At 58.7% G+C, this 16,272-nt stretch carries 18 protein-coding genes; 9 read left to right on the forward strand and 9 right to left on the reverse strand.

From position 1 onward, the window contains the following. The first annotated feature begins 173 nt into the window (after positions 1-173). From lptG to rsmA, 5 genes are all read left to right on the forward strand, one after another. Positions 174-1,274, forward strand: a complete 1,101-nt coding sequence (lptG, locus tag ACR0AY_RS03760; protein WP_170510774.1) for an LPS export ABC transporter permease LptG — start codon at positions 174-176, stop codon at positions 1,272-1,274. Then, the gene (locus ACR0AY_RS03765; protein ID WP_170509535.1) at positions 1,274-3,439 is read left to right on the forward strand and encodes an LPS assembly protein LptD; all 2,166 of its coding nucleotides are present in this window, start codon (positions 1,274-1,276) and stop codon (positions 3,437-3,439) included. Before lptG ends, ACR0AY_RS03765 begins: the two co-directional genes overlap by 1 nt. Then, the gene (locus ACR0AY_RS03770; RefSeq protein ID WP_170406236.1) at positions 3,430-4,683 is read left to right on the forward strand and encodes a peptidylprolyl isomerase; all 1,254 of its coding nucleotides are present in this window, start codon (positions 3,430-3,432) and stop codon (positions 4,681-4,683) included. The genes ACR0AY_RS03765 and ACR0AY_RS03770 overlap by 10 nt, the downstream gene beginning before the upstream one ends. Continuing rightward, the gene (gene pdxA, locus ACR0AY_RS03775; RefSeq protein ID WP_170509532.1) at positions 4,680-5,645 is read left to right on the forward strand and encodes a 4-hydroxythreonine-4-phosphate dehydrogenase PdxA; all 966 of its coding nucleotides are present in this window, start codon (positions 4,680-4,682) and stop codon (positions 5,643-5,645) included. Before ACR0AY_RS03770 ends, pdxA begins: the two co-directional genes overlap by 4 nt. An 81-nt stretch (positions 5,646-5,726) precedes the next feature. Next, positions 5,727-6,569 carry a 16S rRNA (adenine(1518)-N(6)/adenine(1519)-N(6))-dimethyltransferase RsmA gene (gene rsmA, locus ACR0AY_RS03780; protein ID WP_170509528.1) on the forward strand — a complete coding sequence of 281 codons (843 nt, stop codon included), beginning with the start codon at positions 5,727-5,729 and terminating at the stop codon, positions 6,567-6,569. 58 nt (positions 6,570-6,627) lie between these two features. On the opposite strand, the gene ACR0AY_RS03785 is transcribed toward rsmA, so the two are convergent. The 3 genes from ACR0AY_RS03785 to prfA all read right to left on the reverse strand — a co-directional run bounded on the left by ACR0AY_RS03785 (position 6,628) and on the right by prfA (position 9,346). After that, positions 6,628-7,209, reverse strand: a complete 582-nt coding sequence (locus ACR0AY_RS03785; RefSeq protein WP_170509525.1) for a DUF4167 domain-containing protein — start codon at positions 7,207-7,209, stop codon at positions 6,628-6,630. Between the two features lie 227 nt (positions 7,210-7,436). Further along, positions 7,437-8,294: a peptide chain release factor N(5)-glutamine methyltransferase gene (gene prmC, locus ACR0AY_RS03790; RefSeq protein ID WP_170509523.1), complete on the reverse strand. Its 858-nt coding sequence runs from the start codon at positions 8,292-8,294 to the stop codon at positions 7,437-7,439. Further along, positions 8,291-9,346 (reverse strand): peptide chain release factor 1, encoded by a 1,056-nt coding sequence (gene prfA, locus ACR0AY_RS03795; RefSeq protein WP_170396981.1) that lies wholly within the window; start codon positions 9,344-9,346, stop codon positions 8,291-8,293. The genes prmC and prfA overlap by 4 nt, the downstream gene beginning before the upstream one ends. A gap of 62 nt (positions 9,347-9,408) precedes the next feature. Between prfA and ACR0AY_RS03800 the strand changes: the two genes are divergently transcribed. After that, positions 9,409-9,711, forward strand: a complete 303-nt coding sequence (locus ACR0AY_RS03800; protein WP_170509520.1) for a hypothetical protein — start codon at positions 9,409-9,411, stop codon at positions 9,709-9,711. On the opposite strand, the gene ACR0AY_RS03805 is transcribed toward ACR0AY_RS03800, so the two are convergent. From ACR0AY_RS03805 to ACR0AY_RS03820, 4 genes are all read right to left on the reverse strand, one after another. After that, a complete protein-coding gene (locus tag ACR0AY_RS03805) occupies positions 9,637-10,032 on the reverse strand; it encodes a DUF1499 domain-containing protein (RefSeq protein WP_480453734.1) in 396 nt (131 codons plus the stop codon). The two genes, ACR0AY_RS03800 and ACR0AY_RS03805, sit on opposite strands and share 75 nt — an antisense overlap. A gap of 63 nt (positions 10,033-10,095) precedes the next feature. Further along, on the reverse strand, positions 10,096-11,043 hold the full coding sequence (gene speB / locus ACR0AY_RS03810) for an agmatinase (RefSeq protein ID WP_170509512.1): 948 nt from the start codon (positions 11,041-11,043) through the stop codon (positions 10,096-10,098). A gap of 59 nt (positions 11,044-11,102) precedes the next feature. After that, positions 11,103-12,071, reverse strand: coding sequence for an agmatinase (gene speB / locus ACR0AY_RS03815; RefSeq protein ID WP_170509509.1), 969 nt, complete (start codon positions 12,069-12,071; stop codon positions 11,103-11,105). Between the two features lie 12 nt (positions 12,072-12,083). Beyond that, positions 12,084-13,247, reverse strand: a complete 1,164-nt coding sequence (locus tag ACR0AY_RS03820; RefSeq protein WP_170509506.1) for a M20 aminoacylase family protein — start codon at positions 13,245-13,247, stop codon at positions 12,084-12,086. Between the two features lie 66 nt (positions 13,248-13,313). Here ACR0AY_RS03820 and mazG point away from each other — a divergent pair, with 66 nt between their 5' ends. The 3 genes from mazG (at position 13,314) to ACR0AY_RS03835 (ending at position 15,618) form a co-directional block, all read left to right on the forward strand. Then, on the forward strand, positions 13,314-14,171 hold the full coding sequence (gene mazG / locus ACR0AY_RS03825) for a nucleoside triphosphate pyrophosphohydrolase (RefSeq protein WP_170509503.1): 858 nt from the start codon (positions 13,314-13,316) through the stop codon (positions 14,169-14,171). 62 nt (positions 14,172-14,233) lie between these two features. After that, entirely contained in the window at positions 14,234-15,172 is a 939-nt protein-coding gene (locus tag ACR0AY_RS03830) for a nucleoside hydrolase (protein WP_170509500.1), read from the forward strand. Then, complete coding sequence (locus tag ACR0AY_RS03835) at positions 15,169-15,618, forward strand: GNAT family N-acetyltransferase (RefSeq protein WP_170422057.1); 450 nt, start codon at positions 15,169-15,171, stop codon at positions 15,616-15,618. Before ACR0AY_RS03830 ends, ACR0AY_RS03835 begins: the two co-directional genes overlap by 4 nt. Here ACR0AY_RS03835 and ACR0AY_RS03840 read toward each other — a convergent pair. Together ACR0AY_RS03840 and ACR0AY_RS03845 are read right to left on the reverse strand one after the other, a co-directional pair. After that, positions 15,615-15,782: a hypothetical protein gene (locus tag ACR0AY_RS03840; protein WP_170396730.1), complete on the reverse strand. Its 168-nt coding sequence runs from the start codon at positions 15,780-15,782 to the stop codon at positions 15,615-15,617. The two genes, ACR0AY_RS03835 and ACR0AY_RS03840, sit on opposite strands and share 4 nt — an antisense overlap. Before the next feature lie 102 nt (positions 15,783-15,884). After that, positions 15,885-16,202 carry a hypothetical protein gene (locus ACR0AY_RS03845; protein WP_170422059.1) on the reverse strand — a complete coding sequence of 106 codons (318 nt, stop codon included), beginning with the start codon at positions 16,200-16,202 and terminating at the stop codon, positions 15,885-15,887. Positions 16,203-16,272: the final 70 nt, after the last annotated feature.

Below are 16,272 nucleotides of genomic sequence, written 5' to 3' on the forward strand. Positions count from 1 at the left end.
CACCGTTGACCAGATAGCAGTTTTCCCCGCCGGGCAATTGCATTATGGTCGCGCGAAAATAACGGCAGGCTCGGGGGAGAGAACGTGACACCAATCGGCAGTTACAGGCCGTCGCGCATGATTCCATGCCCGATTGTGATTCTTGGATGCCGGGGTTTGACGGGGATGCCAAAGTGATCCTCGACCGCTATTTTGCCCGCCGCTTTGTTCAAAGCTTTCTTGTAATCGGCGGTATTTTTCTGACCTTGATGATCCTGATCGATCTGATCGAACAGGTGCGGCGGTTCGATGGTGTTGACCTATCCTTTGGCCAGTTGCTGCAACTGACGTTGCTGAACACACCGGCCGCGATCAGCGAGATGTTGCCCCTGCTGATGATCCTAGCCACGATCGCGCTGTTTGTCGGCCTCGCCCGCAGCTCCGAACTGGTGGTGACCCGCGCAATCGGGCGATCCGGTATCCGAGCCCTGCTAGCGCCCGTGTTGCTTGCGCTGACCATCGGCGCACTTGCTGTGACTTTGCTGAATCCCATCGCGGCCGCGACGTCGGAAGAGTTCCAACGTTTGTCCGATGGCTATCGCAACCAGGGTGGTTCAGCCCTGTCCATCAGCCGCGAGGGGTTGTGGTTGCGCCAGAGCTCAGCCAACGGTCAGTCGGTGATTCACGCAACCGGCACTGTCAATGGCGACCGGTTCGCCCTGCGGAACGTGACCATCACAACGTTCTCATCCGACGGCAAGCCGAACCAGCAAATCTCGGCCCAGAAAGCTGATCTGGAGGATGGATTCTGGACCTTGCATCAGGCCAAAATCTGGCCCATTCAGGACGATCTCAATCCCGAAGCAAATGCCACCAGCCATGAGATCCTGAACCTACCCACAACGCTGACCAGAGACCGGATTCTGGACACTCTCGGGCAAAAGGATTCAGTTTCGGTCTATGATCTGCCGCAGTTGATTCGTGATCTGGGCGAGGCGGGATTTTCAACCAAGCAATATGAGGTCTGGCTGCAAGTACAACTTGCGCGACCCCTGTTTCTGGTTTCGATGGTTCTGATCGGGGCCGCCTTCACAATGCGCCATGTCCGGTTCGGCGGCACCGGAGTTGCCGTGCTGACCGCTGTATTGCTGGGGTTCGGTATCTACTTCATCCGGAATTTCGCCCAAATTCTTGGCGAAAACGGGCAATTACCTATTCTGGTCTCGGCCTGGGCCCCACCCTTTGCGGGCATTCTACTGTCTCTGGGCCTGTTGCTCCATGCGGAGGATGGCTGATGCGCTCCGTCCTGTCTTTGTTGCTGTCGAGCGCACTGATCCTCTCGCTGCCAGCAGCAGTTGCCGCACAGTCCGAACCAGAAGGTGCCGCCAGCGAGGCTGACGCGACTGAACAGAATCAACCCGCCCTACTGGTGGCCGATGAGATATTCATTACCCCGGATCGCAAACTGGTCGCAGAGGGGAATGTCGAGGCCTTCCAAGGCGACGTCAAACTGACAGCGCAAAGCGTCACCTATGATCGCGAAACCGGCGAGTTGACCCTGACCGGCCCAATCCGGATCGATCAGGGCGGAAACAGCACATTGCTGGCCGATTCCGCGCAGTTGGACAGCGGGATACAAAATGGCCTTTTGATGGGCGCGCGCATGGTCTTTGACCAGCAAGTGCAGATCGCCTCAGTCCAGGCCACCCGTGCGGCAGGTCGCTACACGCAATTCAGCAAGGTCGCCGCAACCTCATGTCATGTCTGCGCGAATGGCAGACCCCCGATCTGGCAAATTCGCGCCCGTAAAGTGACCCATGACCAGCTTGAACGGCAGCTCTATTTCGAAGGCGCACAGTTCCGAATACTTGATGTCCCGGTCTTCTACTTTCCCACGCTGCGCCTACCCGACCCGACACTTGAGCGGGCGACCGGCTTTCTCGTGCCGTCGATCCGCACCACTTCGCAACTGGGCACTGGCGTTCAGGTGCCGTATTTCTTCAAGATCGGAGATCACAAGGACCTGACTCTGACGCCGTATCTGTCGTCCAAGACCCGCACACTTGGGTTTCGTTACCGACAGGCATTCAAACGCGGGCGCATTCGGCTGCGGGGCTCTTATACACGCGACGACCTGCAGCCCGGTCAGGATCGGGGGTATTTCTTCGCCGATGGCCGGTTCGGTCTTGGAAATGACTACCGGCTGACATTCGATATCAAAACAACTTCGGATGACTCGTATCTGGCAGATTACGGCTTGCCCGATTTTGACCGCCTTCGTAGCGAAATTGCACTTGAGCGGATCAAGCGTGATACGGCGTTCAGAACCAGCTTCATCCACTACAAGTCCCTTCGGGATAGCGAAAATCAGGATGAAATCCCATCGCGTGTCTTCGACATCAACTATCGAAAGCGATTCTTCCCCAGCACCTTAGGAGGTGAAGTTGAACTAAGCCTCGATGGTCACACCCACACGCGAACCAGTGACGAAGATATTATTGGTCGCGACGTCGCCAGGGCAACATTCGATGCGGAATGGCTGCGCAACTGGACCTTTGCGACCGGATTACGTGCAGAGGCATTGGTGGGCGCGTCAGTGGATACGTTCAATATCCGCAATGACAGCGAGTTTCCGAACAATGTAACCCGCTCGACCCCGCGTGCAGCTTTTACCCTGCGCTACCCCATGCTGCGCCGCGAGCAGTCCGGTGCAACACAAATCCTTGAGCCAATCGCGCAAATTGGTTGGACGCATGTTTCGAACAATGACGTTCCCAACGATGAAAGTACCTTTCAGGAACTCGATCAGGGCAATCTTTTGTCCCTTTCGCGCTTTCCGGCCCCCGACCGCCGCGAAGACGGTGCAACCGCCGTTGTGGGCCTGAACTGGTCTCGGTACAATGTTGACGGCTGGCGGGCGCTGGCGACAATCGGACAGGTCTTCCGGTCCGATGCGGATCCGGATTTCACGCTCACATCGGGGCTGCAGGGTACCAAGTCCGACATTCTGCTTGCCGGGCAATTGAATAACGGCAAGGGGCTGACATTGGCCGCGCGTGGGCTTTTAAACAGCGATTTCAGTTTTACCAAAGCTGAAATTCGTGCAGGCTGGTCTAGTGGAGATACGGCAATCTCCGGCGGTTACATCTGGCTCGAGCCTGATCCTGCTGAAGCGAATAATGATGAAATCTCGGAATTACGGGTGAGCGGTCGCTACCGCGTAGATCAGAATTGGTTGACCCGAGCCAACGCACGCTATGATTTTAGCGAATCTGAACCACTCCGCCTTGGGTTCGGCGTGACCTACGAAAATGAGTGTGTGCAGGTAAATGTGAACGTCAACAGACGCTTTACCTCCACATCAAGTATTGAGCCTTCGACAGAATTCGGCTTTACCGTTGCCCTGACAGGGTATTCCGTCGAAGGCGATGGACAGAAGTTTAAGAGAAGATGCAGTTGATCTCAGGTTTCACAAAATCTCTCCGCTCTGGCTGCCGTAGATCGGTGCTGCCGGTGCTGGCTGCCGCGCTTGTTGCAATGGCCACACCACAGGTCCAGGCTCAAAGCCTGTTCTCGCCTGCAATCCGGGTCAATCAGGACATTGTCACCTGGTATGAGCTTCAACAACGTCAGCAGTTTCTCGAACTGCTCGGCGTTCCGGGCAGTTCCGAGCGCGAAGTCCGCGAAGCCTTGATCGAGGATCGTTTGCGCAAACAGGCGATGCGCGATGCCGGCATCGAAGCCGCGCCCGAAGATATCCAGACCGGGATTGATGAATTCGCCTCGCGCGGCAACCTCAGCAGCGAAGAGTTTCTGCAGCTGCTCAACGATGCGGGCGTATCAAAGGAAACCGTACGGGATTTTGTCGCCGATCAATTGTCCTGGCGCGACTTTGTCAGTACCCGCTTTCTGTCGCAGGCTCGCCCCTCGGAAGATGAGATCAACCGTGCTTTGGGTCAGGGTGGCGGCGGCGGCCTGCAGGTTCTGTTGTCCGAAATTATCATTCCGGTAACACCGCAGACCCTGGCGCAGGCTGAAGCCCTGGCCGATGAAATCTCACAACTTCCCGATCAAGACAGCTTTTCTTCGGCTGCTACGCAATACTCTGCCGCTGCCACACGCGAGAATGGCGGGCGACTGGATTGGCTGTCGCTCAACAACCTGCCTCCGGCCCTGCAACCCGTCATTCTGGGCTTGAAAAACGGTGAGATCACTGACCCACTTTCGCTCCCGAACGCCGTGGCTCTGTTCCAGATGCGCGGCATCCGCGAAGTTGCCGCAGGTGCCCCAACCTATTCCGAGATCGACTACGCGATCTACTACCTTCCCGGTGGCCGCAGCGCCGAAACGCTTGCAAAAGCCGAAAAGCTCAAGGAAGAGATCGACACCTGCGATGACCTCTACGGCATCGCCAAAGATCAATCGCCCGACGTGCTGGAACGCCTTACCCAAAGCCCCTCGGCAATTCCACGCGACGTAGCGCTTGAGTTGGCCAAGCTTGATCCAAATGAGGCATCGGCCACGCTGACGCGCAACAACGGGCAGACGCTGATGTTCCTGATGCTGTGCAATCGCACCCGCAACCTGGGCGAAGACACCACCCGTGTGGACGTAGCAAACGCACTGACCCAGCAGCGGTTGCAGGCCCTTGCAAACAGCCTGCTGGAACAGCTGAGGGCCGACGCCGTCATCATCGAACAATGATCGCCCCAATCGCACTAAGCTGCGGTGAGCCCGCCGGGATCGGACCCGAAATCGCAGCCAAAGCTTGGGCAGCCCTGCGCGATACCTGTCCGTTCTTCTACATCGGCGACGCATCACATTTGCCCGATGGAACACCCATTACCCGGATCGCCGACCCGTCTGAGGCAATATCGGCCAGCGCCTCGGCCCTCCCGGTTCTGCATTTCGACTTCCCCGCCCCGAACACGCCTGGCCACCCTGATCCGGCTAACGCACTTTCGGTCATCGATTCTATTGAAAAGGGTGTTGAGTTGGTGAGTTCCGGTGCAGTTTCTGCACTTTGTACCGCGCCGATCCACAAAAAGGCGCTGATCGACGGTGCGGGCTTTGCCTTCCCTGGCCATACCGAATTTCTTGCGGCGTTGGCAGGCCGGTCGCGCGTGGTAATGATGCTTGCCAGCGAACAGCTCCGCGTGGTTCCGGCCACCATCCACATCCCGCTCTCCCAGGTCCCAAGCGCACTCACCCCAGAAGTGCTGCAAGAAACCATCGAGATCACCGCCCAAGGCCTGCGCACCCAATTCGGTATCCACCATCCTCGCATCGCCATCGCGGGGCTGAACCCCCATGCTGGCGAAGGCGGGAAAATGGGTACGGAAGAGCTTGACTGGATCGCGCCACTGATCGCAGACCTCAATCCAGTCGATTGCACCGTGACCGGACCCCACCCGGCAGACACCATGTTCCACGCCGCGGCGCGCACGCGATATGATGCCGCGATCGCGATGTATCACGACCAGGCCCTGATCCCGATCAAGACACTGGATTTCGACCGCGGTGTGAACGTAACCTTGGGCCTGCCCTTCGTCCGGACCTCGCCGGATCACGGCACCGCTCTGGACATCGCGGGCCAAAGCAGCGCGACCCCCAACAGCCTGATCGAGGCCCTGAAGCTCGCCCAGCGAATGGCGCAGTCCCGCTAATGCTTCATCTGGCCCCAAATACCTCCGCCGGAGGCAAAAAATCTCTGGCGCTCCCCCTCCATTCCGAACAACGCTAAAGTCATGAGCGCCATCGACTCCCTCCCCCCGCTGCGCGAGGTTATCGCAACTCACCAGCTTTCGGCCCGCAAGTCGCTGGGCCAGAACTTCCTGCTCGACCTCAACTTGACCGCCAAGATCGCGCGGCAGGCGGGTGATCTGACTCAATGCGATGTCCTTGAAATCGGCCCAGGCCCCGGAGGTCTGACTCGCGGGCTTCTGTCCGAAGGCGCGCGCAAGGTCGTGGCCGTGGAAAAGGACACCCGCTGCATCGCCGCCCTGAACGACATCGCCGCCGCCTATCCGGGCCAGCTGGAAGTGATCAACGGCGACGCGCTGGAAATCGAGCCGCTGGCCCACCTGACACCTCCGATCCGGGTGGCCGCGAACCTTCCCTACAATGTCGGGACCGAGCTTCTGGTCCGCTGGCTCACCCCGGCCGAATGGCCGCCCTTCTGGCAGAGCCTGACCCTTATGTTTCAACGTGAAGTGGCCGAGCGGATCGTCGCCCAACCCGGCAGCAAGGCCTATGGCCGCCTCGCCATCCTTGCCCAATGGCGGGCCGAAGCGCGCATTGCGATGTCCCTGCCACCCGGAGCCTTCACTCCACCGCCCAAGGTCTCAAGCGCCGTGGTTCACCTGACTGCCCTGCCCGAACCCCGCTATCCCGCTGACGCCGCAACCCTGTCGCGCGTGGTTGCCACAGCCTTCAATCAGCGCCGCAAAATGCTGCGGGCCTCACTGAAAGGGGCAGCGCCAGATATCGAGGACCGCCTGATCGCAGCCGGGATCAAGCCCACAGACCGGGCCGAGCAGATCCCGCTCGAAGCCTTCTGCGCGCTCGCGCGCGAAATTCGCAAACCCTGAACGAAAAAACCCCGGGCCTTTGCCCGGGGTTTTCATTCAATTCATGATCGAAAAGCGCTTATTCAGCTGCCTCGGGTGCGTCGCCTTTGTCAGCGGGTGCTTCCTCAGCCGCAGGGGTGGCAGCCTTTGGCTTCCGGGTGCGCGGGCGGCGCGGCTTTTCCTTACGCTCGGTCGCTTCGGGTTGCTCGGCATCCTTGCTTTCCGGCGTCTCGACCAGCCCTGTATCGGGCGCAGCCGCCTCATTCCCGAAATCCACAACGTCCGGCTGCGGAGCCTCGGCCGGATCGGCCTGACGGGCTGCTTCGCGTTCCTGACGCTCCGCGCGTTCACGATCACGCTCGGCCTGTCGTTCGCGGTTCTGACGCTCTTGCTCTTCGCGGCGCGCTTCGATCTCGCGCTGCGCTTCGCTTAGCATGCGCAGATAGTGCTCGGCGTGTTGCTGAAAGTTCTCAGCTGCCACGCGGTCATTCGACAGCTGAGCGTCGCGCGCCAATTGGTTGTATTTGTCAATGATCTGCTGCGGTGTGCCACGCACCTTGCCTTCAGGGCCCGAGCTGTCAAAAACCCGGTTTACGACGTTTCCGCCAGAAGGACGATTGCGGTTGTTCTTGGCCCGCGAGCGGGATTTGGAAGATCTCATCTTACTTTACGTCAGCCTTATCAATTCACTGTCGATCAACCCGTATCTAACGCTGCTCAGTGGCTTGTGCCGTTACGCGCTATCGACTTTTTGGGCTTGGCGTCAGGGGTGCGCTGAAACAGCGTCAACCTCGCCGACTAGTCCTGAGTAAACATGTCCTGAGCGTTCAGACAAGGGGATTCTCGAAAATGTCGCAGCTTTTTTACATCAATCGGCATTTTTCGGCCTCAGATTCGCTTAGAAGGCGGCATTCTGGCCCCCACAACACGATCACGCCTGTCCAGATCGGGGATCACCTTTACTCCGGTCAAACCAGCGGCATCAAAAAGGGCAGAAACATAAGCGCCCTGTGTCGGGCCAATTTCAACCAGGATACGCCCGCCGGGCATCAGATAATCCGGGGCCGACGCCGCAATACGGCGATAGGCATCCAGACCGTCGCCCTCATCCGTCAGCGCCATGCGCGGCTCATGCTCGCGCACTTCAGGGGAAAGCGCGTGCATCTCGTCCGCTGAAATATAGGGCGGATTCGAAACAATCAGATCGAACTGACCTTCAATGTTTTCGAACCAGTCAGATTGCCGAATCTCGACGCGCGCCTGCACCTGATGCTGTACTGCATTGGCGCTGGCCTGCAGACAGGCAGCTTCGCTGAGGTCGGCGCCGACGCCCGAGGCACTCGCCCGCTCGGCCAGCAAGGTGATCAGGATACAGCCCGAGCCCACACCCAAATCGAGTACATGGTCAAACGGCTCACTCAGCGCCGACTCGATCAAAGCCTCGGTTTCGGGGCGTGGATCAAGCACATCGCGGCTGACCCGGAACCGGCGGCCATAGAATTCCCGCTCGCCCAACAGATGCGACACCGGCACACGGATGGCCCGCAGCGAAATCAGCTGGTCATAGCGTTCCGCAATATCGACAGGCAGTTCTTCGGGCGCGATCAGAGTCACCCGGCTGGCCTCGATCCGCGCCGCATGCGCCAGCAGCACCCGCGCATCCCGCGCTGGATCAGGCACACCGGCTGCGCGCAAACGTGCGGTTGCAGCGACCATGGCCTGCGCGGCTGTCAGCGCCGAAATCATTGCGCCATTTCGGCCAGAAGCCGAGCCTGATCATCTGCGGTCAGCGCGTCGATCACCTCATCCAGATCGCCCTGCATCACCTGATCCAGCTTATAAAGCGTCAGGTTAATGCGGTGATCCGTCATGCGGCCTTGCGGGAAGTTATACGTCCTAATCCGTTCCGACCGGTCACCTGAACCGACCTGACTGGCGCGATCCGCCGAGCGTTCGCTGTCGATCCGCTGCCGTTCAAGATCATAAAGGCGCGTTTTCAGCACCTGCATCGCTATCTCACGGTTTCGGTGCTGGGATTTCTCGGAACTGGTCACCACGATACCGCTGGGCAAGTGAGTAATCCGCACAGCCGAATCCGTCGTGTTCACGTGCTGCCCCCCCGCGCCCGAGCTGCGCATCGTGTCAATACGGATGTCATTGGCATCGATCTGAATGTCCACATCCTCGGCCTCTGGCAAAACCGCCACCGTCGCCGCCGAGGTATGAATGCGCCCACCGCTTTCGGTTTCGGGCACGCGCTGCACGCGATGGACGCCGGATTCGTACTTCATCCGCGCAAAGACATTGTCGCCCTTGATATGTGCCACCACCTCTTTGATCCCACCAAGATCAGACGCTTGTTCCTCGATGATCTCGAACTGCCAGCCCCGCGCTTCGGCATAGCGTTGATACATGCGCAGCAAGTCTCCGGCAAACAGCGCGGCCTCATCCCCGCCGGTGCCGGGGCGTATTTCCAGCATTGCCGGGCGCGCATCAGCCGCGTCTTTGGGCAACAGCGCCAGCTGCAAGGCATGCTCCGCCTCGGGGATACGCGCCTGCAGTTCTGGAATTTCCTCTTCGGCCAGCTCTTTCATGTCCGGGTCGGACAGCATTGCCTCGGCCTCGGCCAGATCAGAAACCAGCTGACGCCACGCCATGATCTGATCGACCACCGGCTTGAGGTCGGAATATTCCTTTGCCAAAGCTGCAATATCCCCGCCCGAGGCACCATCCGCCATGGCCGCTTCGAGGTATTGGAATCGCTGAGTTATCTGTTCAAGGCGTTCTTCGGGGATCATCCGCGCGGTGTCTATCATCCAGAGGCTTTGGTCAAGGCCCTGCCTTGTGCTAGGCTTGGGCCATGAAGCGACTGATCTTAGCCCTGACACTCATTGCGACGCCCGGAATGGCCGATGTTGTTGGCCCCGGAGGCAAAGTGCAAGACTGCTATTGCACCGACAAATCCGGCACCCGCATCGAGTTGGGAGAGATGATATGCCTGCAGGTCGACGGCCGCATGTTCATGGCTCAATGCCAGATGTCGCTGAACGTGCCCATGTGGCGCGAGGTGCAAGAGGGCTGTTTGTCGTCAGGGTTGCAGCAAAGCAAGCCATTGGGTGACCCGGTCCCGATTGACGCCGAAATCTTTCCGGCCAAATCTTAATCTTGCATAGATACGCAGCGTATCACCGTCTAGCTGCACGGTGGTGTAATCGGGAAAACCGAACACCTTGGTACGGGTGATATAGGTGATCATGCCCTCTTCCAGCGATCCGGCCAGCACACTGGTGCGTGGTGTTGCGCGCGCAATTTTATCGAGACGCGCCAGCCCATCAGGACCGGTTTCGACGACCCGAACGACACCACCCTTCAGGTCTCGTTCCGTGTCTTCAGGGGCCACATGCCAGCGCACAGGATCTGAAGGCGCAAGTCTGATATAGGCCCCCATTGCAAGGCCCACCGCAATCAACAGCCACAGCAACATTTTTATCTGCCCATTCATTCCCGCTATGCCCTGCTTACTCGGTCAGAGGATGGCGTCGCACCCCTATCGTGACGTCACTCCGGGCAGAATGCACAGCATCTCGAACAGTAGATTGGCTGCGGTCAGTGCCGTATTGCCCGACGGATCATAGGGTGGAGATACTTCGACCAGATCGCAGCCCACCACATTCATGCCTGCCAGCGCATGGATCAACTGCAGCGCCTGCGGAGTGGTCAGACCTGCGATCTCGGGCGTGCCTGTTCCGGGTGCATAGGCCGGATCGAGGCTGTCGATATCGTAGGTGATATAGACCGGGTAATCGTCAACAGTTTTACGGATCAAAGAGCCGATTTCGGTCAGGTTCTGTTGCCACAGCTCCCACGCCGGGTACTGACGGAACCCCCAACCCTGTGCCTCGGTAAAGTCGCTGGCGGCGTAACCCGAGCCTCGAATGCCGATCTGAAAGGTCTTGTCAGGGACAATCAGCCCTTCCTCATAGGCGCGGCGGAAGACAGTGCCGTGGGTTTCCTTTTCACCGAACATCTCATCATTCACGTCAGCATGGGCGTCCACGTGCACCAGAGCCACAGGCCCGTGCTTGGCTGCCATCGCCCGCAGGATCGGCAAAGTGATCGAGTGATCCCCACCCATCGCCACTGGAACAACACCTTGCGCCAAAATGCCGTCATAGCTTTCCTTGATGATCTTAAGACTATCGGCGAGCGAGAAAGTGTTGATCGCCAGATCGCCGATATCTGCGATCTGCAGATGGTCGAAGGGCGCCGCGCCATTGGACATGTTATAGGGCCGGATCATCGCACTTTCGCTGCGAATCTGCTTGGGTCCGAACCGTGTGCCCGACCGCCACGAAGTGCCGATATCCATCGGAACCCCCAGGATCGCCACATCCAGCCGGTCCAGCGACGACGCCTGTGGCAACCGCATAAACGTGTTCGGCCCCGAAAACCGTGCCAGATCATTGCCGCCAATCGGTTGGTTGTATTGGGTCATGTGATGTCTCCGATCCGGTGCCTCACCAAGCAGATACCGGGATTATGCCTAACCAAAGGTTAAGGCTTCACCAGCTTGTTCCACCCCAAAAGGCAAATGATCTGTGTTGCCACATGAGCCCCCGCAATCGCCGTCGCACCAGAGGTATCGTATGGCGGAGATACCTCAACCACATCGCCGCCCTTGATGTTGATCCCGGCGATGTCGCGCAGGATGATTTGCGCCTGAATCGAACTCAGCCCACCCCAGACCGGCGTACCAGTACCGGGCGCAAAAGCAGGGTCCAGACCGTCGATGTCGAAGCTCAGGTACACGGGGCTGTCGCCCAGAATACCCCTGATCTTCTGCGCCACGGCGGCTGGGCCGGATTCGTAAACCTCGCGCGCGTCGATGATGTTGACACCCAACGTGTCTTCGTTTGTAGTGCGAATGCCCACCTGAACCGAGCGTTTCGGATCAACCAACCCCGATTTCACTGCCTTGTAGAACATCGTCCCGTGATCCACGCGGGACATGTCGTCATCGGCCCAGGTGTCCGTATGCGCATCGAATTGCAGCAGTGACATTGGCCCATATTTCTCGGCATAGGCCTTAAGGATCGGGAAGCTGATATAGTGATCCCCTCCCAGCGTGACCGAAGCCACATCCGCCGCCAAAATGGTACGGATATGATCGGTCAGCGTGTCGGGAAAGGCCGGGATATTGGCATAGTCATAGGCCATGTCTCCATAATCCACGATCGCCAACTCGCTGAGCGCGTCAAAGGGCCAGCCATAGGGTGCATCCGGGGATTGCAACGCGCTCGCCTCACGGATCGCGCGCGGCCCCAGACGGGTTCCGGGGCGATTTGTCACCGCCTGATCGAAAGGCACGCCGGTTACAGCAATATCCGCACCCGTCAGGTCTTTGGTATAAAGCCGCCGCAGGAATGAGGTCGCGCCGCCAAAGGTGTTTTCATAGGACAGCCCCTTAAGATCGGGGTTGGTGAATGCCTCATCCACCTGGTTCTTTGCATCTTCCAGTGCCATATCTATTCCCTGTCAGCCCAACGGCTGTGCCTTTTCGACGATCCGTGCGAAGAAGGACGCTCCGATCGGCGCGACGTCGTCATTGAAGTTGTATTTCGGATGGTGCAGCCCAGCGCCATCTCCTTGTCCCATGAACAGGTAAGCACCGGGTCGGGCCTGCAGCATGTAGGAAAAATCCTCTGCCCCCATCTCACGCCCAGCATCATCTTTCACGCGTTCCGCGCCGGATACATCCCGCGCCACTTCAGCCGCGAATGCCGCCTTGTCGGCGTCGTTGATAGTGGCGGGATAACCCTCCTGATAGTCCAGTTTGGCCTCGACACCGTACGAGGCCGCCTGCCCCGCCACGATCTGCGCCATTCTCTCTTTGACCATCCTTTGCACGGCCGGATCAAAGGTGCGAACGGTGCCGTTCAGATAAGCGGTATCAGGTATCACGTTATTCACTGTTCCGGTGTGTATCTGCGTCACCGACACCACCAGATCGTCCAGCGCATAGTGGTTGCGGCTGACGATAGTTTGGATCGCCTGCGCCATCCCGCAAGCCGCCATCACCGGGTCGCGCGTCTCATGCGGCATGGCCCCATGGCCGCCCACGCCCTGAATATTGATCTCGAAAGTATCTACTGCGGCCATCAGCGGCCCCGGCGTAGTCTCGAACAGCCCCTCGGGCCGGCCCGGAGTGTTATGGATGCCGTAAACCTGAGAGATATTGAACCGATCCATGATGCCTTCTTCAACCATCACGCCCGCGCCGCCGCCCTCTTCCTCGGCAGGCTGAAAGATCAGCGCAACCCGGCCCGCGAAATTCCGCGTTTCGGCCAGATAGCGCGCAGCACCCAGCAGCATGGTTGTGTGCCCGTCATGACCGCAGGCATGCATCTTACCGGGGTTCTTCGAGGCGTAGTCCACGCCCGTTTCCTCGGTAATCGGCAATGCATCCATGTCAGCGCGCAGACCAATAGTCGGTCCCTCGCCCTGCCCGTTGATGATCGCGACCATGCCGGTTTTGGCGATTCCCTCATGCAGTTCATCCACCCCAAACTCGCGCAGACGCTCGGCCACAAAGGCGGCGGTCTCATAGCATTCGAATTCCAATTCGGGGATAGTGTGAAGGTGCTGGCGCCACTTGGCCATATCAGCGGCGTAATCGGCAATTCGGTTGACGACGGGCATCTGGGGTGGACTCCTGATCCTGACTGCGGGATGGATGCATCTGACACCGGAACGAAAGGGTTCGCAATGGCCGAAAATCCTCTGATCCACGACACGGACGCAGGTATCGAGCGTTTGCTGGAAATCATGCGCCGCTTACGCGACCCTCAATCCGGCTGCCCGTGGGATATCGAACAGGATTTTTCGACCATCGCGCCCTATACGATCGAAGAAGCCTATGAAGTCGCCGATGCCATCGAACGCGAGGCTTATGACGAATTGAAGGGAGAGCTGGGCGACCTGCTGTTCCAATCCGTCTTCCACGCGCAAATGGCTGAAGAGGCTGGGCATTTTACCTTTCAGGACGTGGTGCGCACCATGTCGGACAAGATGGTTACCCGTCACCCACATGTTTTCGGTGATGAGTCCCGAGACAAGTCGGCGGATCAACAGACAAAGGACTGGGAAACCATCAAAGCCGCCGAACGTGCGGGCAAAGAACAAAAAGGTGCACTAGACGGTGTCGCCGCCAACCTGCCCGCCCTGCTACGCGCACATAAGCTGCAGAAACGTGCCGCGCGCGTAGGGTTCGACTGGCCTGACGCCAGCCATGTGCTCGCCAAGATCACCGAGGAAGCCGCTGAGCTGGAAGAGGCGCGCGACAGCATGGATGCCGACGCGCTCGAGGATGAATTTGGCGATCTGCTGTTCGTGATTGTCAACCTCGGCCGCCACTTAGGCATCGAACCCGAGGCCGCCCTGCGCCGCACAAACGCCAAGTTTACTCGTCGTTTTGAGAAGGTCGAAGCCCGGCTGGCCGAACGCGGAAAAACGCCCTCCCAAAGTGATCTGGCCGAAATGGACGCGCTGTGGGACGAGGTGAAAATCGAGGAACACCGCGCCAACGGCAAACTCCCGCCGGTGGATGCCGCACGCGAGGCCTGAAACCGCTGGACAAGCCCCGCGACACTTGCGAGTGTCCGCCCTTCACGGCCCCGGAGACCACAATGCCCCGCAAGATCATAATCGACACCGATCCCGGACAGGACGACGCCGTCGCCATTCTTCTGGCGCTTGCCAGCCCCGAAGAGATCGAGGTTCTGGGTATCACCGCCGTCGCTGGAAACGTGCCTTTGGAGCTGACCGCCAAAAACGCCCGCATCGTGTGCGAGTTGGCGGGGCACACCGAAATCCCTGTCTACGCCGGATGCGATCGCCCCCTGAAACGCCCGCTCGTCACCGCCGAGCATGTGCATGGTAAAACAGGGCTCGACGGCCCTGTTTTGCCAGATCCTGAAATGCCTCTGGCCGAAGGTCACGCGGTCGATTTTATCATCGATACCCTACGCGCACATGAGCCCGGCACGGTGACGCTCTGCCCTCTGGGGCCGCTGACCAACATCGCCACAGCGTTCCAGAAAGCGCCCGACATCATCAACCGGGTGCAGGAAATCGTGCTGATGGGTGGTGCGTATTTTGAGGTTGGAAACATCACACCAGCAGCCGAATTCAACATTTATGTCGACCCGGAAGCCGCTGATATTGTGTTTAAATCCGGCATTCATGTCGTCGTAATGCCATTGGATGTCACCCACGACGCGCTGGTCACGCCCCATCGCAACGATGCATTCCGGGCATTGGACAGCAAGGTTGGTCATGCGGTCGCAGAAATGACCGATTTCTTCGAACGTTTCGACAAGGAAAAATACGGATCGGAGGGCGCACCGCTGCACGACCCCTGCGTCACCGCCTATCTGATCCGACCCGAGTTGTTCTCGGGCCGCCACATCAATGTTGAGATCGAAACCCAATCAGAATTGACGTTGGGCATGACAGTGGCCGACTGGTGGCGGGTCACTGATCGCGCACCAAACGCCATGTTCATGGGTGACGTGGATGCCCAAGGTTTCTTCGACCTGCTCACAGAAAGACTTGCCCGCCTATGACCGCCGCACTCCGCCTTGCCCGCCCCGACGATCTGGACCGACTGATGGCGCTGGTCGCGGCGTTTCACTCGGAATCCGGCATCGCGCAGGATGACGAGAAACGTCGCAACGCGCTGGCCCCTCTGCTGGATGGAATACCCCATGGGTGCATATATCTGATCGGTCCGGGCCGCGCGCCGCTGGGCTATGTCATCCTCACCTTCGGCTGGTCGGTCGAGTTTGGTGGCATGGATGCCTTTGTGGATGAGATTTACATCCGCCCCGCCGTTCGCGGACGCGGTATCGCCACCGAAGTGCTGCATGATCTCCCCAAGGCGCTGGCCGAGGCCGGTCTGACCGCCCTGCATCTTGAGGTCGATCGGACCAACGAAACCGCGCAGAAACTATATCTGCGGTCAGGTTTTAAACCGCGCGATCGCTACATGCTGATGAGCAAATCGCTTTAGCGCGATTCCCCCCGGAAGATTACCGCCGGATTTGCCATTTCCTGCACCGGATCATCCTGCGAAACCTGCATCCCTGTGATCGGATAGGTCCCAGGCTCTGAACATGCAGCCAGCATCCCCGCGCAAAGCATTGAAATTACGAGAAAGACCTTTGAAGCAGACATATCGTCCCCCTTTCTGCAATGCTTGCAGACTATCGGGAGTCACAGCGCCGCAATAGGAACAAGTTCACACATAACGACATTTATGTTTGTTTAGCTTAACGATCAGCGGCAGTTCTTATTGAACGTCTGCTCCATGGTCTTGAACTGCCGGGGCACGCGTTTGGGTTTGGGCAGCGCATTCAACTGTTCAGTTATGTTCTCACCGGTGTACCAGGACTCGAACAATAGTTCTTTGATGTCATCGTCCAAAACCGTGTTGGCGACGTTATAGGTGCACAGGCATTCCTCCATCGTGACCTGCCCGCTGGGATCGCCTTCCACCATTTTCTGGCACACTGCCTGAGGCGGACGATCAGCCCCTGCAAGCTGAGGCAGGATCAATAGCGCCCCAGCGCCAACGATGCGTTTGAATGTTGTCATAAATCGCCCTCTCCCATGTTGGCCTTCGATGCCCAGCTTAGACGGATCGGTAATGACGCAAAGAAAAAAA

Source organism: Ruegeria sp. A5 (assembly GCF_056543005.1).